This is a genomic window from Micromonospora fulviviridis, from assembly GCF_014648395.1.
Classification (GTDB): Bacteria; Actinomycetota; Actinomycetes; order Mycobacteriales; family Micromonosporaceae; genus Micromonospora; species Micromonospora fulviviridis.
In genome coordinates this window covers 1-25,527 of record NZ_BMRA01000003.1, presented here as the reverse complement: position 1 = coordinate 25,527, position 25,527 = coordinate 1, and the positions used below count along the sequence as shown (strand labels likewise).

The 25,527-nt window shown below is 76.1% G+C and carries 18 protein-coding genes and 1 pseudogene; 3 read left to right on the top strand and 16 right to left on the bottom strand.

Going from position 1 to position 25,527, the window contains the following annotated elements; genetic code table 11:
* Positions 1–7 precede the first annotated feature (7 nt).
* The 9 genes from IEY96_RS08670 to recN form a co-directional block, all read right to left on the bottom strand.
* Positions 8–613 (bottom strand): NUDIX domain-containing protein, encoded by a 606-nt coding sequence (locus IEY96_RS08670; RefSeq protein ID WP_189194300.1) that lies wholly within the window; start codon positions 611–613, stop codon positions 8–10.
* Positions 610–2,364, bottom strand: a complete 1,755-nt coding sequence (gene pyrG, locus IEY96_RS08665) for a CTP synthase (protein ID WP_189194299.1) — start codon at positions 2,362–2,364, stop codon at positions 610–612. The genes IEY96_RS08670 and pyrG overlap by 4 nt, the downstream gene beginning before the upstream one ends.
* 150 nt (positions 2,365–2,514) lie before the next feature.
* Positions 2,515–4,869 carry a hypothetical protein gene (locus tag IEY96_RS08660; RefSeq protein ID WP_189194298.1) on the bottom strand — a complete coding sequence of 785 codons (2,355 nt, stop codon included), beginning with the start codon at positions 4,867–4,869 and terminating at the stop codon, positions 2,515–2,517.
* Complete coding sequence (locus IEY96_RS08655; RefSeq protein WP_189194297.1) at positions 4,869–6,002, bottom strand: glycosyltransferase family 4 protein; 1,134 nt, start codon at positions 6,000–6,002, stop codon at positions 4,869–4,871. The genes IEY96_RS08660 and IEY96_RS08655 overlap by 1 nt, the downstream gene beginning before the upstream one ends.
* A complete protein-coding gene (murJ, locus tag IEY96_RS08650; RefSeq protein ID WP_189194296.1) occupies positions 5,999–7,693 on the bottom strand; it encodes a murein biosynthesis integral membrane protein MurJ in 1,695 nt (564 codons plus the stop codon). Before murJ ends, IEY96_RS08655 begins: the two co-directional genes overlap by 4 nt.
* Position 7,694: 1 nt before the next feature.
* Positions 7,695–8,558 carry a hypothetical protein gene (locus tag IEY96_RS08645; RefSeq protein WP_189194295.1) on the bottom strand — a complete coding sequence of 288 codons (864 nt, stop codon included), beginning with the start codon at positions 8,556–8,558 and terminating at the stop codon, positions 7,695–7,697.
* 65 nt (positions 8,559–8,623) lie between these two features.
* Positions 8,624–9,565 carry a copper transporter gene (locus tag IEY96_RS08640; protein WP_189194294.1) on the bottom strand — a complete coding sequence of 314 codons (942 nt, stop codon included), beginning with the start codon at positions 9,563–9,565 and terminating at the stop codon, positions 8,624–8,626.
* 27 nt (positions 9,566–9,592) lie between these two features.
* The gene (gene steA / locus IEY96_RS08635; protein WP_189194293.1) at positions 9,593–10,771 is read right to left on the bottom strand and encodes a putative cytokinetic ring protein SteA; all 1,179 of its coding nucleotides are present in this window, start codon (positions 10,769–10,771) and stop codon (positions 9,593–9,595) included.
* 118 nt (positions 10,772–10,889) lie between these two features.
* A complete protein-coding gene (recN, locus tag IEY96_RS08630) occupies positions 10,890–12,647 on the bottom strand; it encodes a DNA repair protein RecN (RefSeq protein WP_091309509.1) in 1,758 nt (585 codons plus the stop codon).
* Between the two features lie 79 nt (positions 12,648–12,726).
* Between recN and IEY96_RS08625 the strand changes: the two genes are divergently transcribed.
* On the top strand, positions 12,727–13,713 hold the full coding sequence (locus tag IEY96_RS08625; protein WP_189194292.1) for a helix-turn-helix domain-containing protein: 987 nt from the start codon (positions 12,727–12,729) through the stop codon (positions 13,711–13,713).
* Between the two features lie 184 nt (positions 13,714–13,897).
* Here the strand turns inward: IEY96_RS08625 and IEY96_RS08620 are convergent, their stop codons facing one another.
* From IEY96_RS08620 to IEY96_RS08600, 5 genes are all read right to left on the bottom strand, one after another.
* Positions 13,898–17,626 (bottom strand): S8 family serine peptidase, encoded by a 3,729-nt coding sequence (locus IEY96_RS08620; RefSeq protein WP_189194291.1) that lies wholly within the window; start codon positions 17,624–17,626, stop codon positions 13,898–13,900.
* A gap of 710 nt (positions 17,627–18,336) precedes the next feature.
* Positions 18,337–19,221 carry an NAD kinase gene (locus IEY96_RS08615; protein ID WP_091309519.1) on the bottom strand — a complete coding sequence of 295 codons (885 nt, stop codon included), beginning with the start codon at positions 19,219–19,221 and terminating at the stop codon, positions 18,337–18,339.
* Positions 19,218–20,072, bottom strand: coding sequence for a TlyA family RNA methyltransferase (locus IEY96_RS08610; RefSeq protein ID WP_189194290.1), 855 nt, complete (start codon positions 20,070–20,072; stop codon positions 19,218–19,220). The genes IEY96_RS08615 and IEY96_RS08610 overlap by 4 nt, the downstream gene beginning before the upstream one ends.
* Before the next feature lie 23 nt (positions 20,073–20,095).
* Entirely contained in the window at positions 20,096–20,353 is a 258-nt protein-coding gene (locus IEY96_RS08605) for a hypothetical protein (protein ID WP_091309526.1), read from the bottom strand.
* Positions 20,350–20,991 (bottom strand): phasin family protein, encoded by a 642-nt coding sequence (locus IEY96_RS08600; protein WP_189194289.1) that lies wholly within the window; start codon positions 20,989–20,991, stop codon positions 20,350–20,352. The genes IEY96_RS08605 and IEY96_RS08600 overlap by 4 nt, the downstream gene beginning before the upstream one ends.
* A gap of 112 nt (positions 20,992–21,103) precedes the next feature.
* Here IEY96_RS08600 and IEY96_RS08595 point away from each other — a divergent pair, with 112 nt between their 5' ends.
* Positions 21,104–21,439: an SCP2 sterol-binding domain-containing protein gene (locus tag IEY96_RS08595; RefSeq protein ID WP_189194288.1), complete on the top strand. Its 336-nt coding sequence runs from the start codon at positions 21,104–21,106 to the stop codon at positions 21,437–21,439.
* A 9-nt stretch (positions 21,440–21,448) separates the two neighbouring features.
* Here the strand turns inward: IEY96_RS08595 and IEY96_RS08590 are convergent, their stop codons facing one another.
* Positions 21,449–22,444: an HAD-IIA family hydrolase gene (locus IEY96_RS08590; protein WP_229791525.1), complete on the bottom strand. Its 996-nt coding sequence runs from the start codon at positions 22,442–22,444 to the stop codon at positions 21,449–21,451.
* A 380-nt stretch (positions 22,445–22,824) separates the two neighbouring features.
* Positions 22,825–23,658: pseudogene (locus IEY96_RS08585) on the bottom strand (tetratricopeptide repeat protein); the annotation flags it as partial.
* Here IEY96_RS08585 and IEY96_RS33335 point away from each other — a divergent pair.
* Positions 23,635–25,380: a hypothetical protein gene (locus IEY96_RS33335; RefSeq protein ID WP_194500080.1), complete on the top strand. Its 1,746-nt coding sequence runs from the start codon at positions 23,635–23,637 to the stop codon at positions 25,378–25,380. The pseudogene IEY96_RS08585 and the gene IEY96_RS33335 overlap by 24 nt on opposite strands.
* Positions 25,381–25,527 lie beyond the last annotated feature (147 nt).

Below are 25,527 nucleotides of genomic sequence, written 5' to 3'. Positions count from 1 at the left end.
CTCCCGGCTAGCGGGGCAGCGGCGCCTCCGCGCGGCGCAGCTCGGCGAAGCCGGTCTCCCGGGCGCGGGCGGCGGCGAGCAGCCCGGCCACGCAGGAGGCGTTGGTGATCTCGCCGGCGAGGACCATCCCGACCGCCTCGTCGAGGTCGACCCGCACCACCTGGAGATCGGCCTCCTCGTCGCGCCGGTCGTGGCGCTGCGCGGCGGGCACGTCGGCGAGGTCGCGGGCCAGGAAGACCCGGACCACCTCGTTGCTGAACCCGGGCGAGCTGTGCAGGTCGACGAGCACGTCCATGCTGCCGGCGGTCAGGTCGGCCTCCTCGGCCAGCTCCCGGGCCGCCGCGGCGGCCAGGTCCTCGCCCCGGACGTCCATCAGCCCGGCCGGCAGCTCCCACAGGTGCCGGCCCACCGGGTGCCGGTACTGCCGGATGAGCACCACCTGGCCGGCGTCGTCGAGCGCCACCACGGCCACCGCGCCGACGTGGGTCACGTAGTCGCGGGTGGCCGTGCCCCCGCCGGGCATGGTCACGTCGTCGCTGACCACCGAGAAGATCCGGCCCGACCAGATCTCCCGGCGCCCGGTCACCTCGTACCGGTGCTCGACCCCGCTCACGACGCGGACGCCGCCTTCGCGGCGGCGCCGCCGTTGCGGCCCGCCTTCTTCGCCGCGGCGGCGTCCGCCGGGGCGTCCAGGTCGACCGGGAGCTGGTCGGCCTCGGAGTACGCCACGGCCGCCTTCACGAACGCGGCGAAGAGCGGGTGCGGCCGGGTGGGCCGGCTCTTCAGCTCCGGGTGAGCCTGCGTGGCCACGAAGAACGGGTGCAGGTTCCGGTCCAGCTCGACGAACTCGACGAGCCGGCCGTCCGGCGACGTGCCGGAGATGGACAGGCCGGCCTTGGTGAGCTGGTCGCGGTAGGCGTTGTTCACCTCGTACCGGTGCCGGTGCCGCTCGCTGACCTCGGTGCTGCCGTACGCCTCGGCGACCAGCGAGCCCTCGGCCAGCTTCGCCGGGTACGCGCCGAGCCGCATGGTGCCGCCCAGGTCGCCCTTGCCGGCGACGATGTCCTCCTGGTCGGCCATGGTGGCGATGACCGGGTGGGTGGCCTCCTCGTCGAACTCCAGCGAGTTCGCCCCGTCCAGGCCGGCCAGGTGGCGGGCCACCTCGATGGTCATGCACTGCAGGCCGAGGCAGAGGCCGAGCAGCGGGACGCCGTTCTCCCGGGCGTACCGGGCGGTGCCGATCTTGCCCTCGATGCCGCGGACGCCGAAGCCGCCGGGGATCACGATGCCGTCGACGCCGGCCAGGGCGGCCGCCGCGCCGGCCGGGGTGACGCAGTCGTCGCTGGGCACCCAGCGCAGCTGCACCCGGGCCCGGTGGCCGAAGCCGGCCGCCCGGATCGCCTCGCTCACCGACAGGTACGCGTCGGGCAGGTCGACGTACTTGCCGACCAGCGCCACGGTCACCGTGTGGCGCGGCTGGTGCACCCGGTCGAGCAGGTCGTCCCAGCGGGTCCAGTCCACGTCCCGGAAGGAGAGGCCGAGCCGGCGCACCACGTACGCGTCGAGGCCCTCGCGGTGCAGCACCTTGGGGATGTCGTAGATGCTCGGCGCGTCCGGGGCGGCGGTGACCGCCTCCCGGTCGACGTCGCAGTAGAGCGAGAGCTTCTCCTTGACCTTGTCCGGGATCTCCCGGTCGCAGCGCAGCACGAGGGCGTCCGGCTGGATGCCGATGCTGCGCAGCTGGGCCACCGAGTGCTGGGTCGGCTTCGTCTTCAGCTCACCGGACGGCGCCAGGTAGGGCACCAGCGACACGTGCAGGTAGAAGCAGTTGTCCCGGCCCAGGTCGTGCCGGACCTGGCGGATCGCCTCCAGGAACGGCAGCGACTCGATGTCGCCGACCGTGCCGCCGACCTCGGTGATCACCACGTCGGGGACCTGGCCGTCGGCGTCCGGGTCGGCCATGCCGAGGATCCGCGCCTTGATCTCGTTGGTGATGTGCGGGATGACCTGGACGGTGTCGCCCAGGTACTCGCCGCGCCGCTCCTTGGCGATCACCGCCGAGTAGATCTGCCCGGTGGTGACGTTCGCCTTGCCGGAGAGGTCCCGGTCGAGGAACCGCTCGTAGTGGCCGACGTCGAGGTCGGTCTCGGCGCCGTCCTCGGTGACGAAGACCTCGCCGTGCTGGAACGGGTTCATCGTCCCGGGGTCGACGTTGAGGTACGGGTCGAGCTTCTGCATCACCACGCGCAGCCCGCGCGCGCTGAGCAGGTTGCCGAGGCTGGAGGCGGTGAGGCCCTTACCCAGCGAGGAGGCGACGCCCCCGGTGACGAAAATATGCCTGGTCGTCCGTGCTGAAGGGGCCAAGGCCTGCTCCCGTGTCGTCCGTAGCGGTCGTGCGAACCGCCGTGCCGATCAGCCAAGTGATCACGCGATCCACGGGATTCCACGGTAACACCTCCCCGGCCCGGAACCGGCGTCGCACCCACCGTCGGCGCACGTGAAGCCGTGTCCGGTTCAGCCGGCGGGCACCTCGGTCGATGCCGGACCCGGCTGGGCCGGCACCCGGAGCGCCCGGTCGGCGGCCGCGTCCGGCGCCGGTGTGCCCCGGCCGGGCTCCGCCGGCGCGCCCTCCGGGGCGTCGGCCGCGTCGGGGTCGGGCCGGGCGGCGCGTCCGGCGCCGGTGGCCTCGGCCGCGCGTCCGCCGCTGGGTCCCTCCCCGGTGGGGCCGCCGGGCGGGGTCGCCCCGCCCTCGTCGCCCGGACGGCCGCTGCCGGGCTGGGTGCGGTCGGTGGAGTGGTCGAGCACCCGCAGGGCCGCGAGGGCCGCCATCGGCACCACCAGGGCCCCCGCCGCCCCGGCCACGTCCAGGGCCGAGCCGCCCAGCACGCCGCCGAGACCGGCGGCCACCCCGGTGCCGGCCATCGCCGCCCGGATCGCCGGGTAGATGCCGAACAGCCGCATGAGGCCGCCCCAGGGCTGGAGCAGCGCGAACCAGACCAGCGCGGCGCCGGCCAGGGCCAGCACGGTGAGCGGGCTGTTCACCAGGGTCTCGAAGTTGGCGGTGCTGGACCGGTGCACGGTGAGCCCGCCGGTGCCGTCGCCGAGGGCGGCGAGGAACCGACCCAGGCTGCCCCGCTCGGCCTCCGGCCGGCCCGCGTCGACCACGGCGAAGCCGATGGTGACCGCCAGCCCGGCCATGGTCGCCCAGGCCAGCCGGCTCACGGTCAGCCAGCCGCCGGAGCAGATCGCGGCGGCCACGCTCACCCCGGCGGTGAGCGCGATCGCGCCGATCGAGTCGGCACCCAGGTAGGGGCTGCCCACGATCACCACCGCCGCCCCGCCGACCGCGACCATCACCATCGGCCGCCACGCCCGGCGGACCCGCTGGGCCAGCCAGCCGCCGCAGAGCAGCGAGCCGGCGATGAACACGCCCAGCCCGACGGTGCCCAGGCCGGCGTACCGGCCGCCCTCCAGCGCGGAGTAGCCGACCACGCCGTTGAGCTGCAACCGGGAGCCGGTGAGCACGTCCACCCCGACCACCAGGGTGGCCAGCCCGGCCACCGCGCCGAGGGGCCCGAGGGTGCGCTCGTGGCCGGGGCTGAACCGGACCGCGGCGGTGCCACCCACGATCAGCAGGACGGTCACCGAGGCGAACCACCAACCGGCGTGCTGCCCCCGCCACCAGGGCACGGCGTCGGCGAGCAGGGCGGCCGGCACGGCGAGCGCGGCGCCGATCAACAGCAGTTCCACCACCGCCACCACCCGCCGGGACACCGGCTCGGGCCCGTGCGGGCCGGCGTGCCGGCGGGCCCGGCGCAGCAGCGGCAGAACCGCCACGGCGAGGGCCACCTGCGCGCCGGCGAGCAGGGTGAAGAACCAGCCGGCGACCCGGCGCTGGGCGGCGGCTTCCCGGTCCGCGTCGGCCGGCGCGTCGATCGCGGCCCGCAGGTCGTCGGGGCGCCCGTCGACCGACACGGCGGGCCGGCCGAGGAAGAGCCGCTCGGGCATCGGCCGGCCGAGGGCGGCCAGCGCGGTGGGGGCCAGGTCGACCAGTTGCAGGTAGCCCTCGCGGGCGGTGCTCGGGGAGGTCAGCCAGCCCCGCTCCCAGCCCGGGCCGTCGGCCACCGCGACGTGCAGCCGCGACGGCGTGTCGGTGTCCGACACCCCGGCCACCAGAACCAGCGAGCGCGGCGGCCGGGCGGCCAGTACCCGGGCGAGCTGGGCGTCCACCTGGCGCGCCTGGGCGGCCCGGCTGGCCGGGTCCTCGCCGTCGACGGTGCCCAGGTCGACGATGCTCAGCACGCAGGAGCCGAGCAGCTTCGCCGGGTCGGCGGGGAGCACCGGCGCGTACCGGTCGACCCTGCCGAACGGGCGGGCGGCGGCCACCGCGGCCCCCGGACCGACCGCCACCGAGCAGCGCACCGACTCGGCGAGCGCCCCCGGGGTGGCCCCCCAGGAGAGCCGGTCCTGGTTGTACGCGACGACGCCCTCCTGGTCCGGCAGGTTCGCGCCGATCCCGTCGGGCTGCTCGACGGTCACCCCGGTGGCCGGGCAGCCCCCGCTCGACCGGCTGCCGTTCCACGCGGCGAAGTTGCCGGCGCCCAGGGTCAGCCAACCGTCGACCGGGCAGGTGGGGCGGTGCGCGGAGCGTGCCGAGAGCGAGCCGATCGAGCCCTGCTCGGCCATCCGCCACAGCGTGGGGGTGGTCTGCGGGTCGACGTCCTCCCAGCGCAGCCCGGCCGCCCCGGCCAGCACCACGAAGTCGGCGCTGCGCTCGGCGGCGCCCTTGTCGGGGCGGGCGGCCAGCGCGGTGATGCCGAGCACCACCACGGCCAGGGTCAGCAGCACCGGGGTCAGTCTGCGCAGCATCACCGGGTCCCCGTCGAGTGCTCGGGCGTCAGCTCGGCGTAGAGGTCGACCAGAGCGCCCGTGGTGTCCGCCTCGGTCGGCCAGGTCGCGGCCCGGGCGGCGCCCCGGCGGCCCAGGTCGGCCCGGCGGGTCTCGTCGTCCAGCAGGTCACGCACCGCCGCGTCGACGGCGTCGACGTCGCCGGCGGGGACCAGCACCGCGGCGTCGCCGACCAGCTCCGGCAGGCCGCCCACGGCGGTCGCCACCAGCGGTACGCCGGCCCCCAGCGCCTCCTGGGCGAAGAGCTGGCGGGCCTCCCAGTCGCTGGTCACCACGGCCAGGTCGGCGCCGGCCAGCAGGTCGGCCACGTCGGTGCGGTGCCCGAGCAGGGTCACCGGCGCCCGGGCGGCGGAGATCCGCGCGGCGAGCGGCAGGTACGCGGGCCCGCTGCCGGCGATCACCACGAGCGGCGCGGGCTGTCGGGACCGCCACCGGGCGGCGGCGTCGACCAGGATGTCGTACCGCTTCTGCGGGTGCAGCCGGCCCACCGAGAGGATCAGCGGGCGGTCGGGGCCGACCCCGAACTCGGCGCGGACGGCGGCCCGGCGGCGGCGCGGCGCGGGCAGCGCCGGCGCGGCGACCGGAGCGAGGCGGGCGTCGGCGGCGCCGAGCGCGGCGGCTCGGTCGACCAGGTCGGCGGAGGCGCCCAGTGCGACCCGGACGTTGCGGGCGACGATCCGCTCGGCCAGCCGGGACAGCCCGCCGCGCAGCCCGCCGGCCAGCACGGCGTTGTGCCAGGTGACCACGAGCGGGGCGGCTGGGCGGGCGAGCACGGCGACCAGGCCGGCGCGCAGCCCGTGCGCGTGCACCACGTCGACCGGCGTATCGGCGAGCGCCCGGCGCAGCGCGACGACGGCCCGCGTGTCGGCCGGGGTGGGGCTGGCCGGGATCTCCACCGGCGTGAACCGGGCGCCCGCCCCGGTGAAGTCGAACTGGTCCTGGGTGGCGGCCGGGCCGCAGACCAGCACGGACGCGCCGGCCTCGGTGAGGCCCCGGGCGATCGACCGGATGTGCTGGCCCACCCCGCCGGTGCTGGAGGCGAGCACCAGGGCGACCGAGCCGGGCCACCGGGGCGCCGACGAGGCGTCCGTCATGAGGAAACGGTCTCCTTTCCGTCGCCCCGCTCCCCGGGGTGCTGGTCCTCCCGCGGGCCGTCACCCCCGCCGGGCGGGCGGCGCCGGCGGAGCCGGCGGGTCACGGCCGCGAGCAGCGGCCGGAGGTCGCGGGCGTCGGTCAGCCAGGCGACGGCGAGGAACAGGGCACCGACCACGACCCCGGACAGCATGCCCTGCGCGAGGGCCTCCGCCGTCGTCGGGGTCCCGCCGGCGAGCCCGGCGAGTCCCCGGGCGGTGGCCGCGCCGCCGAGCGCGGCGACCGCGGCGGCGAGCAGGCCGGCCGCCCCGGCCCGCCCGACGCCGGCCAGGGCGGCGGGCCCGGCGGAGCGGCGGACGGCGGCGATCAGCAGCCCGCCGAGGAGCAGCATGCCGGCGGAGGTGGCCAGGGTCACCGCGAGCACGCGGTCGGCTAGGGGCATGAGGCGCCCGAACAGCAGGGCCAGCGCCGGCACGCTGAGCCAGCCGAGTGCCGTCGCGAGGGTGGCCGACCGGGTCTCCCCGCGCGCGTAGAGGGCCCGGGTGAGCACCGCGAACAGGCCGTAGCCGAGCAGGCCGGGGGCGAAGCCCGCGATGCCCGCCGCGGCGGTGCCGGCGTCGGCGGGGTCGAAGAAGAAGTGCCCGACCGGGACGGCCGTGCCGGCCAGCGCGGCGGCGCCGAGCAGGCTGAACAGCACCACCCCGCGGACCGCCGGCGCGAGCGTCTCGCGATAGGCCCGCTCGTCGCCGGCTGCCCGCGACGCCACCAGGGTCGGGTACGCGGCCACCGCGAGCGGCACGGCCAGCACCGCCCAGGGCAGGAAGTAGATCGTCTGGGCCAGGTTGTAGACGCCGACGTCGGCGGTCCGGCCGAAGGTGACCTGGTTGAGCGCGACGACCAGGGCGATCTGCTGGGCGGCGACGGTGACCACCCCGGCCACGGCCAGCCCACCGACCCGGGCCCGGGCGTCGGCGGGGAACCGGAAGCCGGGGCGCGGCCGCAGCCCGAGCCGGCGCAGCGGGATGAGCAGGGACAGCGACAGCACCACCACGCCGAGGGTGGTGCCGCCGGAGAGCAGCAGCTCGCCGCCGCGCCCGACCTCGGCGACGCGGGCCAGCCGCCCCTCGGCGGCGGTGAAGCCGAGGTAGACCGCGATGACGGTGACGCTGGACAGCAGCGGGGCGATCACCGGCCAGGCGAACCGCCGGTGCGCCTGGAGCACGCCGGTGAGCACGATGCCGACGCCGTAGAGCGGCAGCTGGGGCGCGAAGACCCGCAGCATCCGGGCGCCGGCGGCCTGCTGGGCGGCGTCCAGGCCGTGGCCGAGCAGCCCCATCAGCGGGTCGGCGAGCAGCGCCACCAGCAGCGCGAGCGGCACCAGCAGGCTGAGCGTCCAGGTGAGCAGGGCCCCGGTGGTGGCGGCCACCGCCCGCCGCTCCCCCGCCTCGACGGCGCCGGCCAGCAGCGGTACGACGAGGCTGGCCAGTGCCCCGCCGGCGACGATCTCGAAGATGAAGTTCGGGACGTAGTTGGCCACCAGGTACGCGCCGCCGAGGTCGGTGGGGGCGAGCGTCCAGGTGAAGACGGCGGTGCGGCCGAAGCCGGCGAGCCGGCTGACCACGGTGAGGACGGCGATGAGGGCCGCCGCCCCGGCCACGCGGCCGGCGGCGGCGAGGGGTGCCGGTTTCGTCACGTCAGTCGGCGAGCCGGCCCAGCTCGTCGAGGTGCCGCAGCCCCGGGGTCCGCTGGATCACCTGGGTGAAGCTCACCTTCTCGCTGGCGGCGGTGAGCGCGGCGAGCACGGCCAGCACCCCGGCCCGGCCCAGCGGCCCGGTGCGGGCGGCCAGGCTCACCCCGAGCAGGGCGCCGAGCGCGTTGGCGCCGCTGTCGCCGAGCATGACCCGCTCGTCGAGGTCCTCCCGGACCAGCCCGGCGGCCGCCCCGACCGCGCCCGCCGCGATGCCCCCGTACGGGCCGGTGGCGAGCGGGGCGCCGAGCAGCATGCCGGACTTCAGCGCCCGGCCGGGGCGCAGGTCGAGCAGGTTGACGAGGTTGGCGGTGCCGGCCACCACGCCGGCGCCGAGCAGCACGTCCAGCCCGCGGCCGAAGGCGCTGGCGCGCTGCCGGCGGGGGTGCGCGGCGACCCGCCGGTCGGCGGCGAGCAGCGCCGCGGCGCCGAGCCCGGCCGCGCCCACTCCGGCGATCTTGACCAGCCCGGCGGTGACCCGCCCCTCGCGCAGCGCGGCCAGGTGCCCGGCGAAGCCCTTGGCGGCCTTCTGGTCGGGGCGCGCGCCGACGATGTCGTCGTAGAGCCCCACGGAGCCCGCGCCCACCCCGGCGAGCAGTGCGGCGGCACCGGCCGGGGCGCTGCCCGCGCCGAGCGCGCCCGCGGTGGCCGCGCCGACCGCGAGGGCGGGACCGGCGGCCAGGGTGACCGTGCGGCCCCGGAAGTTGGTGCGCTCCAGCGCCGGCGCGCCCGGCGATGTGCGCACCTCCCGCAGCACGTAGCGGGCGGCCAGCGCCCCCGCGCCGACCGTCAGCAGCCGACCCAGTCTCACGCGACCCCTCCGATCCGGATGTCCAGCACGACGCGGTACGGACCGGACATACGCCGGTCCAGCGGTCACTGGGGCAGTTTAGGCAGCAGCGCGGCGGCGTTGTCGCCGACGCCGTACTGGCCGGCCTTCTTCTCGGTCAGCTGCTGGACCAGGGCCAGGCTGGTGACCAGCTGCCCCTGCACGGTGTTGGCGTTGTCGACGGTCGAGATGGTCTGGGCGAGCACCGGGTCGCCCCGGACCACGGAGACCACGTTGCCGCCGGCCGAGCCCATGCCGCCGACCACGATGGCGCCGGTCCGGTCGAACTGCTCGGCGATCTTCACCACCGACTCGTCCTTCTCCGCCGAGAACTTGTCGACGTACGGCTGGCCGCTGACCAGCACGACCGCCTCGGCGGCGCCGGAGATCTTGTTCTCGGAGGTGAGGTAGCCGGAGGTGGCGTACTGCTGGACCACCGCCCGGCGGTCCGCGTCGGTGACCGCGGGGTTGCCCGCCGGCCGGTCCAGCAGCACGCTGGCCAGCAGCGCGCTGGAGGTCTCCACGCCGTGCCCGTTGCCGGGCAGGCCGGAGGTGGGCACGCTGTTCGGGCGGGCCGCCGTGACGGCCAGCTCCAGCAGGTTGTTGTTGCTGTCCGGGTTGATGAACTTGTCCTGGACGTCGATCCGGCCGGTGACGTTCGCCCCGGCGAGCTGGAGCATCTTCACCACGCCCTCGGTGTGGTCCCGGCCGCTGGGCAGGCTGAGCACCAGCACCCGCCGGCCGCTCAGCTTGCCGGGGAGGACGACCTGCGCCATCTCGGCGGCGAAGTCCTCCTCCATGTCCAGTTCCTTCTGGAGGTTGTTGACCGACTGGCGCATCAGCGAGTTGTCCTTGCTGAGCCCGTTGACCCGCTCCTTGAGCGAGTCGGCAACCGGCCCGTTGAGGGCGGCGGTGCCGACCACCAGGCCGATCGCCAACGCCAGGAAGACCGCGGTCAGGGACACCACGTGGTAGCGGAAGTTGATCACGCTTGCAGCCTCTTGATCGTCGGGGAGCTAGAAGAGCTGGCCGAGCTGGAACACGAAATTGTCCCACCACTCCGACACCACGCCCAAATACGCCTTGCCGACCGTGGAGACCGCCACCGCGGAGGCCATCGCGGCCACCGCCGAGAGGATGAGCAGCAGCAGCGAGGAGCCCGAGATGCTCTGCCGGTAGAGCCGGCTGACGCCCTTGGCGTCGACCAGCTTGCCGCCCACCTTCAGCCGGGTCAGGAAGGTCGAGGCCATGCCGCCCCGGCCCTTGTCGAGGAACTCCACCAGGGTGGCGTGGGTGCCGACGGCCACCAGCAGCGAGGCGCCCTTCTCGTCGGCCAGCAGCATGGCCAGGTCCTCGCTGGTCGCCGCGGCCGGGAAGGTGATCGCCGGCACTCCGAGGCCGTTGACCCGGGCCAGGCCCGGCGCCCGGCCGTCCGGGTAGGCGTGCACGATCACCTCGGCGCCGCAGCGCAGCACGTCGTCGGTGACCGAGTCCATGTCCCCGATGATCATGTCAGGGGTGTAGCCGGCCTCGACCAGCGCGTCGGCGCCGCCGTCCACGCCGATCAGCACCGGCTTGAACTCGCGGATGTAGGGGCGCAGCACGTCCAGGTCGGCCTTGTAGTCGTAGCCGCGGACCACGATGAGGCAGTGCCGGCCCTGGAGCTGGGTCTGGATCTCCGGCACGCCGACGCCGTCGAGCAGCAGGTCGCGCTCCTGCTTGAGGTAGTCCATGGTGTTGGCGGCGAACGCCTCCAACTGCACCGACAGCCCCTCCCGGGCGTCGGCCATCGACTTGGCGACCGTCTCGGCGTCCTGGAGGGTGCCGTGGGCGACCGGCTCCTCGCCGACGAAGACCGTGTTGCCCTCGATGCGCACCACGTCGCCCTCGCGGATCTGCTCGAAGACGCTCTCGCCGAGGTCGTCCAGGAGCGGGATGCCGGCCGAGATCAGCACCTCGGGGCCGAGGTTCGGGTAGCGCCCGGAGACCGACGGCTTGACGTTGAGCACGGCGGCGACACCGACGGCGACCAGCGAGTCGGCCGCCACCCGGTCCAGGTCGACGTGGTCGATCACCGCGATGTCCCCCGGGCGGAGCCGGCCGACCAGGCGTTTCGTCCGGCGGTCGAGGCGCGCGGTACCGAGGACTGTGCCCGGTTCCGCGTTCCGGGTCCGGCGCAACGTGGGTAGACGCATCGTGACCATCCTGGCATGTGAGGCAGGTTTTGCTGTCGCGACATGCCTGAGCAGGGCCGCCTACCCAGGGAAGCACACCGGAGCGCATGCCGGTGTGCTTGCGCTCACAATCTCGGGATCACGGACGCCTTTCCTTGGCCGCCACGGCCAGGAGCTCTTCGGCGTGGGCGATACCCAGATCCGAGTCCGGCAAACCGGCGAGCATCCGGGCCAGCTCCCGGGCCCGCTCAGTGTCCTCCACCACCCGCACGCCGCTGGTGGTGACCGCTCCCCCGGTGTCCTTCGCCACCACGAGGTGCCGGTCGGCGAACGCCGCGACCTGCGGCAGGTGGGTGACCACGAGCACCTGGTGGCTGCGGGCCAGCCGGGCCAGCCGCCGGCCGATCTCCACGGCGGCCTGCCCGCCGACGCCGGCGTCGACCTCGTCGAAGACCAGGGTGGGCGGGCCGCCGGAGCCGGCGAACACCACCTCGATGGCGAGCATCACCCGGGACAGCTCGCCGCCGGAGGCGCCCCGCTGCAACGGCAGCGCCGGCGCGCCCGGGTGGGCGAGCAGCCGCAGCTCCACCTCGTCGGCGCCGTCCGGCCCGACGCCGGCCTCGACCCCGTTGACCGGCAGGCTCGGCTCCGACCGGCCGACCGGACGGGGCAGCACGGCCACCTCGATCCGGGCGTGCGGCATGGCCAGCCCGGCCAGCTCGACGGTGACCTGCTCGGCGAAGCGGACCGCGGCCTCCTGCCGGGAGGTGGAGACCCGGCCGGCCAGGTCGGCCACCTCACCGGCGAGCCGGGCCGCCTCCTTGTCCAGCTCGTCGAGCAGTTCGTCGGAGGTGTCCAGGTCGGACAGCCGGGTGCGCGCCCGCTCGGCCCAGGCGATCACGCCGTCGACGTCGTCGGCGTACTTCCGGGTGAGGCCGCGCAGCGCGGCCCGGCGCTCGTAGACCGTCTGCAGGCGGGCCGGGTCGGCGTCCAGCGCGGCGAGGTAGGTCGACAGCTCGGCGGAGACGTCGGTGACCAGGGTGGCCGCCTCCTCCAGCCGGGCGGCCAGCTCGCCGAGGGCGGGATCGGTGCCGGCCTGCGCCTCCAGCGTGCGCCGGGCGGTGCCGAGCAGCGCCGTGGCGTCGGGGGTGTCGTCGGCCGCCTCCACGCCGCCGGCCACGCACTGCTGGGCCACCTGGGCCGCGGTGCGCAGCCCCTCGGCGTGCTCCAGGCGCTGCGCCTCCGCCTTCAGCTCGTCGTCCTCGCCGGGCTGCGGGTCGACCCGGGTGATCTCGTCGAGACCGAGCCGGAGCAGGTCGGCCTCCTGGTTGCGCTCACGGGCGTTGCGCCGCCGGTCGGCCAGGTCGTCGACGACCGCCCGCCACCGGGTGTACGCCTCCCGCAGCGCGTCGAGCAGCTTCTCGTGCTCCGGGCCGGCGAACCGGTCGAGCGCGGCCCGCTGCTCGGCCGGGCGCAGCAGGCGCAGCTGGTCGGACTGGCCGTGCACGGCCACCACCTGCTCGCCGACCTCGCCCAGCATCGACACCGGCATGCTGCGGCCGCCCAGGTGTGCCCGGGACCGGCCCTCGACGGTGACCGTGCGGCTCAGCAGCAGCGAGCCGTCCTCGTCGGGCTCGCCGCCCGCGTCGGTGATCCGGGCGTGCACCGTCTCGGCCACCCGGCCGAGCAGGCGCAGCCGGCCCTCCACCACCGCGCGGCCCGGCTGGGCGCGGACCCGGCCGGCGTCGGCCCGACCGCCGAAGAGCAGGCCGAGGCCGGTCACCACCATGGTCTTGCCCGCACCGGTCTCGCCGGTGATGACGTTCATCCCGCCGGTCAGCGGCAGCGTGGTGTCCTCGATGACGCCCAGTCCGGTGATGCGCAGCTCTTCCAGCACAGCACCCGACAGTAGACGCGTCCTCCGACACTTGACCAGCCGGCGCGGGGCAGCCGGTGGGGTCGTACAGTTCTGCCCCGTGCTGGACGTGATCGGCCTGACCCCGGACGAGGAGCAGCTCTACCGCTGCCTGGTGCAGCTCACGACCGCGCGGGTCGGTGAGCTGGCCGAGCGGCTGGGCCGCCCGCGCGCGGACATCCTCGCCCAGCTCGACGCCCTGCGCGGCAAGGGACTGGTGCCGCCGGTCGGGCCGGATCCCGACGCGCCGCTGCGGCCGCTGGCGCCCGACGTCCCGCTGGGCGAGGCGCTGCTGCGCCGCCAGGAGGCCCTGGAGTCGGCCCGCGCGGCGGTCACCCAGCTCACCGAGGAGTACCGGGCCGGGATGCGCCGGCACGACGCCGGGCACCTGGTCGAGGTGGTCACCGGCGCCCGGGCGCTCCGCGAGCGCCTGCGCGACCTGCAGAACGGCGCCCGGGCCGAGGTGCTCTGGTTCTGCCGGGCCAACCCGCTGGCCATGGCGGGCCAGGAGAACGTCGAGGAGTTCGACGCGCTGGCCCGCGGGGTCCGCTACCGGGCCATCTACGAGCGCGAGATGCTCCTCGAACCGGGCGCCCTCGCGGACGTCGAGCAGGGCGTACGCGCCGGCGAGCAGGCCCGCGTCCTCGACCGGCTGCCGGTCCGGCTGGCCATCGTGGACGGCCGGACGGCGGTCTGCCCGCTGGTGCCGGAGCGGGGCAGCGGCGAACCGACCGCCGCGGTGATCGGTCGCAGCCAGCTGCTGGACGCGCTGCTTGCCCTCTTCGAGAGCCACTGGCTCATGGCGACGCCGGTGAGCTCGTCCGCCGCGCCGGTCGAGGACCGGGCGGGCGGAGGGTACCGGCCGGACGCCGAGGAGGTCCGGCTGCTGTCGCTCTTCGTGGCCGGGGTGCCGGACAAGTCCATCGCCTCCCAGCTCGGCGTGAGCCGCCGCACGGTGCAGCGGCGGCTCGCCGATCTGATGACCGTGGCCGGGGTCGACACCCGGCCGGGTCTGGCCTACCACGCCGCCCGCCGCGGCTGGCTCTGACCCGCCCGACACCCCCGCCACCGGCCGCGCCGCCGCCGGCCCCGCTTCCCGAGTGCGGTGCCGGCGGCAGCGACGGCCGGTACGCCGTCCTGAGTGCCCACCTCCCGAAGGGCGGGCACCCCGGACGGACCGAGGGTGACGTCCACGCGGGCGAGGGGAGGATCCGTCCCGCGTGGACGCCGGTTCAGCGCAGGCCGTACGCGTCGAGCACGGTCTGGTCGACGGTGTTGCCCGCCCGGTCACCGGCGTGCACCCGCAGCGACACCGTGCCGCGCCCGGCCGGCACCGTCGCGGTGAACCGGGCGCCCGAGCCGTGCACCGGCACGCTCCGCCAGTTGCGTCCGCCGTCGAACGACACCTCGACCCGGACCCCGACACCGGTCGGCGCCGGTACGCCGGCCGGCTGGCGCAGGGTCAGCCCCACCTGGTGCGGCCGGCCGCCGGGCACCTCGCCCCGCAGGTCCGCGGGGACCTGGTAGTCGACCTGCAGCAGCGACAACGGCTGGGTCGCGTCACCGTCCGGCCGGGCCGAGGTGAACTGCCAGGCCGTCTCGGTACGCGTGGCCCACCGCCACTCGTCCGAGGCGCGCCGGGTGGTGACGTCCAGCCGGTACCGGGCCGCGCCCGGGGTGGCCGCCACCGGCGCCCAGCCGCCGGAGAGGTCGGCGATCTGCTGCCCGTCCCGGCTCAGCCGGCGCTCGACGGTGTCCTGCTCCTCGCCCCAGCCGGCCGAGGCGTAGTGGCCGTCGGCGTCGACGAACTCGGCCACCCGCAGGTTCAGGGTGTCGCCGGTGCGCGTGGGCACCGGGGCTCCGCTGCTCGCCGGCACGGCCGGCCGGACCACCGGGGCGTGCCAGGTCTCGGTGACCCGGTCGTCGGCGGCGTACCGCCGGGGCTGCTGGGTGAGCCCGCCGAGCAGCGGCCCCCAGGACCAGGTGAGTCGGTGCAGCACCCGCTGCTGCCACCAGGAGTCCCCGGCGCTGACGAACTCCTGCCGGGTGGTGCCGGTACGCACCATCCGCTGGTCGTCGTTCCAGGAGTACTCCTGCCAGGGGCGCCAGCCGAACCGCTGCTCACTGGCCCAGTCGAACCCGCCGGTGTCGGCGTAGCGGGTGGTCACCTCGGCGGTGTTGTCCGCCGTCACCCGGTGCACGATCCGCTCCGGGACCCGCCCCTTCGACACCTGCCACACGTCGTACAGGTAGGGGCTGTCGACGGTCAGCGTCACGTCCAGGGTCGCGCGGCCGCGCTTCGCCGCCGCGATCATCGGCTGTCCGTCGTCGTACGCGACCACCAGCGACGGGATCGGCAACCGGTCCCCGTCCGGTCGCCAGACCGTCCACGCGCTCCGGTCCGCCGGGCGGACGACGAGCACCATGGCGGCGCCGGCCGCCGTGGCGTCGGCGACCTGGTCCTCCTCGGCTCGGTCGTAGCTGCCGGCCACCAGCGCGGCCGCACCTCGGACCCCGGCCCGGGCCAGCTCGGCGGGAGTGCCGTCGCCCGCCCAGACCAGCGGGAGCTTCCGCCGGCCCGCCGGAGCCGGCGACTGGCCCAGCAGGTTGATGTCCAGCGGACCGGAGACGTCACTGACCTGGGCGGCCACCATGGGCGCGACCAGCTGCCAGCGGGAGGCGAACTCGAACTCGCCCCGGCTCACCGGCCGCGTCGGGGTGACGTTGACCTGCTGGGTCGTGCTGAAGTTCATGACGCCGTGGTCGACCTGCCGCCCGTTGCCGAAGACCCGGTGTTCGTAGAAGCTGATCGCCGCCCGCTGCTCGGACGGCTTCGGCGTCTCGATCCGCACCGGAGTGCCCTTGCGGGGGTCGAGCACCACGGTGAGGTCGCGATCCACCATGAGCTCGGGGTCGGTGACCAGGGTGATCTGCTCGTCCAACGGGGCGCCGTGCTCGATCAGCCCCTCCAGCAGGTACGGGCCCTCCTCGACCTGCACCTGCACGTCGCCGGGGATCCAACCGAGGTGGTCCGACTCGGGGTGCTCGCCGAAGAGGGTGAACACCGACGCCAGACCGGGCTGTCCGGCCATGTCCAGGGCGCGCAGGGTGACGGTGTGGATCGGGCCGCTGAGGGTGAGCCCGACGGCCGTGCGTACCGCGAGACCGTCCGCGCCGGTGGCCACCAGCCACCCTCCGTGCACTCCCCGGTCCAGCTTCGCCGGGTCGGCGTGCAGCGGGACGTTCACGCTGCCGCCGGCCGGCACGGTCACCTCGGTGCCGTCGAGCGACACCCCGTCCGGCTCGGCGGCGCCGCTGTCCAGGTTGCGCAGCTCGAGGGCCAGCCGCAGGGTCTGCGGGGAGGACGTGCCGTTGGTGTACGTCACGGTCCGCTCCGCCACCGCGCCGCCGGTGTTCACCCGGCCGAAGTCGGCGGTGGCCGAGCCGTACACCCGCTGGCTCAGCGCGCGGGCCACGTCCACCCGGCCGCCGCCCTGCTCGAAGACGGTCAGCGCGGGGTTCGCCTTCGTCGTGCTGACGAGCGCGTCCTTGAGCTTCCCGGCGGTCCAGTCCGGGTGCTCCTGGGCGAGGATCGCCGCCGCGCCGGCCACGTGCGGGGTCGCCATCGATGTCCCGGACGCCCGCGTGTACGCGTCGTCCACCGGCGTACCCATGGTCGTGCCGGAGGCGCGGGCCGCGGCGATGCCGACGCCCGGCGCGGTGATCTCCGGCTTCAGGCCGTTGTCACCGACCCGCGGGCCGCGGCTGGAGAAGTCGGCCAGGTTGTCGTCGCGGTCCACCGCCCCGACGGTGAGGGCGGCACTGGCCGCGCCGGGCGCCCCGACGGTGCCCGCCGCGCCCGAGTTGCCGGCGGCGATCACGAAGAGCGAGCCGGTCTCGGCGGTGAGGTCGTTGACCGCCTGGCTCATCGGGTCTGTGCCGTCGGTGGCCGGGCCGCCGAGGCTCATGCTGACCACCTTCGCGCCGGAGTGGGCGGCCCACTCCATGCCCGCGATGATCCCCGAGTCGTAGCCGCGGCCGCCGTCGTCCAGCACCTTGCCGATCAGCAGCTGCGCGCCGGGCGCGACGCCCTTGCGCAGCCCGTCGGACGCGGCGCCGCTGCCGGCGATGGTGGAGGCCACGTGGGTGCCGTGGCCGTGGCCGTCCCGGGCGCTGCCGCTGCCGGTGAAGTCCTGCGCCTCGGCGATCCGGCCGGCCAGGTCGGGGTGGCTGGCGTCGACACCGGTGTCGAGCACCGCGACCCGGACGCCGTTGCCGTCCCGACCGGCCGCCCAGGCCGCCGGGGCGCCGATCTGCGGCACGCTGTGCTCCAGATCCGCGTGGACCCGCCCGTCCAGCCAGACGCGGGCGATGCCGGCGCCGAGCCGGGGCGCACCGGCGGTGGTCCGGGCCTCCGGAGTGCCCCGCAGTGTGGTCCACAGCCCGCCGAGGTCGGCCTTGCCGACCCGCAGCGCCGCGCCGTTGATGCTCTCCAGCGGACGGGCCGCGGTGGCGCCGGCGAGCGGCCGGACCCGGCCGGCGGCGGGCTGCTGGTAGCGGACGATCAGCGGCAACGCGCCCTGCGCGGCGTCGCCGTACCCGTCCGCGACCAGTTCCTGCACGTCGAACAGGTCGGCGTCGAGCACACCGGCGGAGACGTACGGGACGACGTCGCTGGGCAGCACCCGCAGCCCGCCGTCGACCTCCAGGGTGTGGAAGGTGATCCGCTCCCGGCCGGGACCGGGGTGGACCGTGGCGGCGACCCGGCCGGGCGCGGCCGCGGCGAGGTCGACCTGGTCGCCGGTGATCAGCGTGACGCGGACGGGTACGGCGCCCGGGGCGGGGGTGGCCGGGCTCGGGCCGGTGGGCCGGGCGGGCGGGTCGGCGGACGCCGGTACGGCGAGTCCGACCACCAGCGCGCCGACCGCGCCGGCGGCGAGCCAGCGTGGGGACCGGTGCATGCGATGCGCTCCTCTACTCGGGTGGCCGGCCTCGGGGGGGGATTGAGGCCGGCCGACCGGAGTCTGCGACGGAGATCATCGGTTGGTCACTAGGTTCGGACCGCCGCACCGGCGACATGTCGCCAGGTGGACACGGGTCGACCGCGGTCGGGCCACCCGGTGTCGGGCGGATGGCCGCGAGCGGGGCGGCGAATGGGGCGGGCAGGCGCGGCCGATGGCCGGGGTGTCGGAACGAGTGCGTCGCCGCCCGGTTCGTGAGCCGCCGTTTCCTCCGACGGCGGCTCGTCGATCCGGTCGACCCGACCGGGGTCGAAACCCGGCCGGGCGCGGCTCGCCGTCCGCCCGCCGCGGCCGGCCGCGACTCCTCCGACACCCCGACCGTCGTGGACCCGACCACCCCCTGGCCAGGGCCACGACCGTCGGACCGCGCGGTCCGGGCGGACACGGCCTCGCCGCCCCGCCCGGACTCCACCTCGACGCAGTCCGGACGCCCCGAGCGCCGTCCCGGAGGACGGCGTTGACGGCCCCGACGAACCCCGCCCCGCCGTGAAGGCGGGACCACCCGCCGAGCCCGGTGCCGGCGAGCTACGCCGGGACCGGCGCGGCGTGCCGTCGTCGGGGGAGGCTCCTACCGTAACGCGCCCGCGGCCGTACCCGGGTACGCCGAACGGGCCGATGCCCGGCGGGACGGGTGATCGCTGAGCCGTCGGTCAGCGACGGCTGCCGCGCCAGCCCTGCACGGGCAGGTCGAACTTGGCCACCAGCCGGTCGGTGAACGGCCGCTCCCGGAGTCGCACGATGCGCACCGGCAGCGCGCCCCGGCGCACGGTGACCCGGGCGCCCGGGGGCAGGTCGTAGACCCGCCGGCCGTCGCAGCAGAGCACCGCCAGGGTGGTGAACGGGTCCACGGTGATCGCGAAGGTGGACGTCGGCGCGGTGACGAGGGGACGGCTGAACAGCGCGTGCGCGCTGATCGGCACCAGCAGCAGCGCCTCCACCTCGGGCCAGACCACCGGCCCGCCGCCGGAGAACGCGTACGCGGTGGAGCCGGTGGGGGTCGCGCAGACCACGCCGTCGCAGCCGTAGCGGGACAGCGGCCGGCCGTCGACGTCGACGAGCAGCTCCAGCATCTGGGCCCGCTCGCCCTTCTCCACGCTGATCTCGTTCAACGCCCACGACTCGATGGTCGGGCCGCCCTCGAACTCGGCGGTGACGTCGAGGGTGAGCCGCTCGTCCACCGTGTAGTTGCGCCCGACCACGTCGCGCACCGCGCTGTCCAGGTCGTCGATCTCCGCCTCGGCGAGGAAGCCGACCTTGCCGAGGTTGATCCCGAGCAGCGGCGCCTTGGCCGGGCGGGCCAGCTCGGCGGCGCGCAGGAAGGTGCCGTCCCCGCCCAGCGCGAAGACGATCTCCGCGCCCTCGGCGGCCTCCGGGCCGGTCACCGGCACCACACCGGGCAGGTCCAGGTCGTCGGCCTCCTCGGCGACCACCCGCACCTCGAAGCCGGCCGCGATGAGGTCGGCCGCCACCGCGCGGGCGTGCTCGGTGCTGCGCCGACGGCCCGTGTGCGTCACCAGCAGAGCGGTCCGGCTCACCCGGACACCTCCTCAGTCGTGCCCTCCGGCCCGGCGGCCGGAAATCCCTGCGGGCCGGCGGCCACCACCGCGCGCACCCGGTCGGGGTCCGCGGCGGGCGCTTCCCGGCGTAACCATACGAAGAACTCCACGTTGCCGCTCGGCCCGGGCAGCGGGCTGGCGGCCACGCCGGCCAGGCCCAGCCCGAGCCCCGCGGCCGCGGCGGCCACGTCGAGCACGGCCTCGGCGCGCAGCTCGGGGTCGCGGACCACCCCGCCCGCGCCGACCCGCTCCTTGCCGACCTCGAACTGCGGCTTGACCATGAGCGCCAGGTCGCCGTCGGGCCGTGTGCAGCCGGCCAGCGCCGGCAGCACCAGCCGCAGCGAGATGAACGACAGGTCGGCCACCGTCAGGTCGACCGGGCCGCCGATCGCCTCCGGCGTGAGGGTACGCACGTTGGTGCGCTCGAAGACGTGCACCCGGTCGTCGTTCCGCAGCGACCAGGCGAGCTGCCCGTAGCCGACGTCGACCGCCACCACCTCGGCGGCATCGGCGCGCAGCAGCACGTCGGTGAAGCCGCCCGTGGAGGCGCCCGCGTCGAGGCAGCGCCGGCCGGCCACGGTCAGCCCGCCGGAGGTGAACGCGGCGAGCGCGCCGGCCAGCTTGTGGCCGCCCCGGGAGACGTACTCCGTGGCGGGGTCTTCGCCCGTGACCAGCAGCGGGTCGGCCGGGTCGACCATCGCGGCGGCCTTGCGGGCCGGCACCCCGCGCAGCTGGACGCGACCGGCCTCCACCAGCGCGGCGGCCTGCTCACGGGAGCGGGCCAGGCCACGGCGGACGAGTTCGGCATCCAGCCGGGTACGACGTGCCATCGGTGGTTGTTCTCCGCCTCGGGTCAGGCCTGGTCGATGCTGGCCAGGGTCTCGCGCAGCGTCTCGTACGCCGCCTCGTACTGGGCGATCTGGTCCGCCGGGGAGAGCGCCTCGGCGTTGATCATGGCTTGCACGGCGGCGTCCACCGCCGGGTGCCGCGCCTCGCCGACCTCCTCGACCGGCGCCGGCCGGACGCCCGGGGGCGGGCCGGGCCGGGGACCGGCGGGCGGCGGCCCGGGGCGCGGGCCGGGCGGCGGACCCGGGCGGAACGGCGCGGTCACGAGCCGGTACCGCCGGAATCCTTGCGGCCGGCGGCCTTCCTGACCGGCCGGGCCGGGGTGGCCGGCGACTCCTCGGCGGGGGTCCGGGCGACCGTGGCGGCCGGCTTCTTCGCGATGGCCTTCTTCGCCACGGCCTTCTTCGCGACCGCCTTGGTCCGCGCGGGCGCCGAGACCGGCGCCTCGGCGGCCGGCGTGGTCGGCTGCTCGGCGGCCGGCGTGGTCGGCTGCTCGGCGGCCGACTCCCCGGAGGGGGTCACCTCGCCGGAGCCCGCCGTCTCGGCGGCAAGGCCAGGGCCCGCCGCGGCGCTCGGGGCGGCGGTCACCGGCGTGCCGGTGGCCTTCGCCTCGCGCAGCTGCCGCTCCAGGTCGTGCACCCGGCGGGTCAGCTCGGCGACCTCGTCGGCGGTGGCCAGCCCGACCGCGCCCAGGGCGCGGTCCACCTCGAAGCGGACCAGCTTGGTCAGCGCCTCCCGGTTCGCCAGGCCGGTGGAGACCAGCTCCTCGGCGAGCGACTGGAGCTGGGCGGCGGTCGCGCCGCTCTGGCCGACCACGCGCTTCACGGCGTCCTGGGCCTTCTTCCGGGGCGCCTCCGTCAGGCCCATGGCCAGCTCGAGGTAGGCGCGCCACGCGTCCTGCATGCCTGAGTCCTTCCGCGGGGCGGGGTGTGCAGGTGTCACGCTACCGGGCGCCCCGCACGCCCCATTGCGGTACGGTGCCGGGAAACGGCGTGGCGCGTGGTGAGGAGACGATGTGGCCAGCGTGGACGAGTGCCGGCAGGCGTTGCGGGACCTGGCCGCCCGGCTGGACCGGCACGCCGACGTGCAGGGCCGGATCGACCTCGACCGCACCCTCGCCTGCCGGGTCACCGACCTGGACACCGCGTTCCACGGGCGCCTCGAGGGCGGCCGGCTGGTCGACCTGGCCGACGGCGACGACCCGAAGGCGAAGATCGCGTTGAGCACCACCAGCGACGATCTGGTCGCCCTGGTGCACGGTCAGCTCGACATGATGAAGGCCGTGGGGGCCCGCCGGGTGTCCATCAAGGCCAACCCCTTCGACCTCATGAAGCTCCGCAAGCTGCTCTGACCGCGGAGGTCAGTCCGCCAGGCCGAGCGCGGCCAGGGCCTCCCGCGCCGCCTCGGACGCCGGCCGCACCCGCGGGCCCGCCCCCGTCGACCAGGCCACCGCGCAGAGCGCCGCGAGGGCGTCCAGCGGGCGTCCCGCTCCGTCGAGGGCGAGCCCCACGTCGGTCACGGACGCGGACCAGCCGCCGGCGTCCGCCGCGCCCGGCACCCGCACCACGGCCGCCGGGTCGAAGAGCCCGGCAAGATCGAAGGAGACGTACGCGGGCCGGCGCTCCTCGGGCGCGGCCAACAGCTCGGCCACGTCGCTGACCCCGGTGAGCACCAGCAGGCTGTCGAGGCCGGCCCGGCGGGCGCCCTCGATGTCGGTGTCCAGCCGGTCGCCGACCACGAGGGTCCGTCCCGCGCCGGCCCGGCGGGCGGCGGTGGCGAACAGCGCCGGCTCCGGCTTGCCCACCACCACGTCGGGGTCCCGCCCCAGCGCGGTGCGCAGCACCGCCACCAGCGACCCGTTGCCGGGCAGCGGGCCGCGCGGGCTGGGCAGGGTGCGGTCGGTGTTGGTGGCGTACCAGGGCGCGCCCGCCCGGACCGCCAGCGACGCCTCGGCCAGGTCGGACCAGCCGACCTGCGGGCCGTATCCCTGGGCCACGGCGGCGGGCTCCTCGTCCACCGTCGAGACCGGGCGCAGGCCCACGGCGCGCAGCTCCGCGCGCAGCGCCTCCGCCCCGACCACCAGCACCGGGGCGCCGGCGGGCAGCCGGTCGCGCAGCAGCTCGGCGGTGGCGGCCGCGGAGGTGAGGACCTCTTCCGGCCCGGCCGGCACACCCATGCCGGTGAGCAGGTCGGCCACCTCGCTGGAGCGGCGCGAGGCGTTGTTCGTCGCGTAGGCGACCGACCGGCCCTCGGCACGCAGCCGGCCGACCGCCTCGACCGCGCCGGGGATCGGCCGGTCGATCAGGTAGATCACCCCGTCCAGGTCGAAGACGACCAGGGCGTACCCGTCGACCAGCCGGCCGCCCGTTCCGGCCCGGTCGCGTTCCCCGCGATCCGGACCGGAACCCGCGTTCCCAGCGCTTCCGGTCACCGGCGCTCCGGCGCCTCGTCGCCCGTCGCGTTGCCGGCCGAGGCGTCCGGACCGGCGGCGTCGACGGCGGCGGCGCGGGTGTCGGCGGCGAGCGAGCGCGCCTCCGCGTCGGTCAGCTCGTCGTCACCCAGGTCCGCCGCGTCCCGGTCCCGGTACCCGGCGCCCTCGCCGGCCGGTACCGCGTCAGCGGCGTCGGCCGCGACGGCGTCCGCCGCGTCGGCGTCGGCCCGCAGCCGGACGTCGCCCTCGAGGTCGTCGTCGCCCCGGTCGTCGTCCTCGTCGCCCCGGTCGTCGTCGTCCTCGTCCGCGTCGCCGTCGAGGTCGTCGTCCTCGTCGTCGAGGTCGTCGTCGTCTTCGTCGTCGAGGTCGTCGTCCTCGTCGTCGTAGTCGTCGTCCTCGTCGTCGTCGAGGTCGTCCTCGTCGTCGTCCTCGTCCCGGTCCTCGTCGTCGAGGTCGTCGGCGTCGCCGGTCAGGTCGGCGTCGGGGCGGGCCGGCACGGCACCCGGGGCACCCGGACCGGCGGCGAACTCCTCGTCCACCTCGTCGTCACCCTCGATGACGACGCCGTCCAGCTCCAACAGCCGCTCGGCGGCGTCAGTCTCGCCCTCGGTGTCCATGTCGGCGGCCCGGGAGAACCACTCCCGCGCCTCCTCGCGCCGGCCCACGGCCAGCAGCGAGTCCGCGTACGCGTAGCGCAGTCGCGCCGCCCACGGCTCGGTCGACTCGGCGGTCAGCTCGGGAACCTGGAGCATGGCCACGGCCGCGTCCTTCTGCCCGAGGTCGCCCCGCGCACCGGCCGCCACGATCAGCAGCTCGATGGCGACGCCCTGGTCGAGCTTGTCCCGGTCCGCCCCGCGGAACAGGTCGATGGCCCGCTCCGGACGGCCCAGCGCCCGCTCGCAGTCGGCCAGCACCGCAAGGTGGCTCTGCAACCCGGTCATCCGGTGGTAGGTGCGCAGCTCGGCGATGGCCGTCTGCCACTCCCCCGCGTGGTACGCGGCCAGCCCGACGGCCTCCCGCACCGCGGCGATCCGCGAGGCGAGCCGGCGGGCGGCCATGGCGTGCGCCAGCGCCTCGGCCGGCGCGTCGTCGATCAGCAGCCCGGTCGCGACCAGGTGCCGGGCGACGGTCTCCGCCACCGGCTTGGCCAGGGACAGCAGCTCCGCCCGGACGGTCGAGTCGAGGTCGGTGGCGACCACCTCGTCCGGCAGCGCCGGCGCCTCACCCGTACGCCCCTCGGCGCGCTCGTCCCGCCGCTCGCGGTACGCGGCGCCCTGGTCCCGCTCGTCCCGGCCGTAGCCCCGGCGCTCACCGTCGCGCTCGGTACGCTCCCGACCACCGCGGAAGCCACCCTCGCGCTCCTCGCGGCGGAAGCCACCGGGCCGCTCGTCGCGACGGAAACCCTCGCGACGCTCGCCACCGGGGCCGCCTTCGCGGCGCTCACCGCCGCGGAAGCCACCCTCGCGACGCTCACCGCCACGGAAGCCACCCTCACGGCGCTCACCGCCAGCGAAACCCTCGCGACGGTCGCCGCCACGGAAGCCACCTTCACGACGCTCACCGCCACGGAAGCCACCCTCACGGCGCTCACCACCAGCGAAACCCTCGCGACGGTCGCCGCCACGGAAGCCACCTTCACGACGCTCACCGCCACGGAAGCCACCCTCGCGCTCCTCGCGGCGGAAGCCACCGGGTCGCTCGTCGCGACGGAAACCCTCGCGACGCTCGCCACCGGGGCCACCTTCGCGACGGTCGCCGCCGCGGAAACCACCCTCGCGGCGCTCGCCCCCACGGAAGCCGCCGCCCTCACGGTCACCGCCACGGAAACCGCCCTCACGGTCACCGCCACGGAAGCCACCCTCGCGGCGCTCGCCGCCGCGGAAACCGCCCTCACGGTCACCGCCACGGAAGCCACCCTCGCGGCGCTCGCCCCCACGGAAACCGCCCTCACGGTCACCACCGCGGAAGCCACCCTCGCGGCGCTCGCCCCCACGGAAACCGCCCTCACGGTCACCACCGCGGAAACCGCCCTCGCGGCGCTCGCCGCCGCGGAAGCCGCCCTCACGGCGCTCACCGCCGCGGAAGCCGCCGCCCTCGCGGTCGCCACCGCGGAAACCGCCCTCACGGCGCTCGCCCCCACGGAAACCGCCGCCCTCACGGTCGCCGCCGCGGAAGCCACCCTCGCGGCGCTCGCCGCCGCGGAAGCCGCCCTCACGGTCACCACCGCGGAAGCCACCCTCGCGGCGCTCGCCCCCACGGAAACCGCCCTCACGGCGGTCACCACCGCGGAAGCCGCCGCCCTCGCGGTCACCGCCACGGAAGCCACCCTCGCGGCGTTCGCCACCGCGGAAGCCACCCTCACGGCGCTCACCGCCGCGGAAGCCGCCCTCGCGGTCACCGCCACGGAAGCCGCCTTCACGGCGTTCGCCACCGCGGAAGCCACCCTCACGGCGCTCACCGCCGCGGAAGCCGCCCTCGCGGTCACCACCACGGAAGCCACCCTCGCGGCGCGCTCCGCCGGAGCTGCCCTCACGGCGCTCCCCGCCACGGAAGCCGCCCTCGCCGCCCTCACGGCGGACGCCGCCCTCGCGGCTGCCACCGCGGAAGCCGCCCTCGCGGTCGCCGCCACGGAAGCCACCCTCACGGCGCTCACCGCCACGGAAACCGCCCTCACGGCGGTCGCCCCCGCGGGAGCCGCTGTCGCGGTCGCCGGCGCGGAAGCCGCCTCGCGGGCCGCCCGAGCGGTCGTCGCGGTCGCCCCGGGACGAGGGACGGTCGTCGCGGCGGGCGTCACCGCGCCCCTGGCCACGCTCGGCGCGGTCCTCGTAACGGCGGGGGCGATCCTCGCCCTGGGGTCCTGAACTCACAGGTACATCCTTCCTCATTGCGTCTCTGAGGACGCTAACGCAGTCGAGGGCCGACCCTGCTGGGGCGGCCCTCGACTGGAAGATTGTCCGGCGGTGTCCTACTCTCCCACACCCTCCCGAGTGCAGTACCATCGGCGCTGG

Coding starts and splice junctions, on each gene's coding strand:
- IEY96_RS08660 (WP_189194298.1), bottom strand. CDS start 4,869: ATGCTGCGCAGACTGACCCCGGTGCTGCTGACCCTGGCCGTGGTGGTG.
- IEY96_RS08655 (WP_189194297.1), bottom strand. CDS start 6,002: ATGACGGACGCCTCGTCGGCGCCCCGGTGGCCCGGCTCGGTCGCCCTG.
- steA (WP_189194293.1), bottom strand. CDS start 10,771: ATGCGTCTACCCACGTTGCGCCGGACCCGGAACGCGGAACCGGGCACA.
- IEY96_RS08620 (WP_189194291.1), bottom strand. CDS start 17,626: ATGCACCGGTCCCCACGCTGGCTCGCCGCCGGCGCGGTCGGCGCGCTG.
- IEY96_RS08610 (WP_189194290.1), bottom strand. CDS start 20,072: ATGGCACGTCGTACCCGGCTGGATGCCGAACTCGTCCGCCGTGGCCTG.
- IEY96_RS08600 (WP_189194289.1), bottom strand. CDS start 20,991: ATGCAGGACGCGTGGCGCGCCTACCTCGAGCTGGCCATGGGCCTGACG.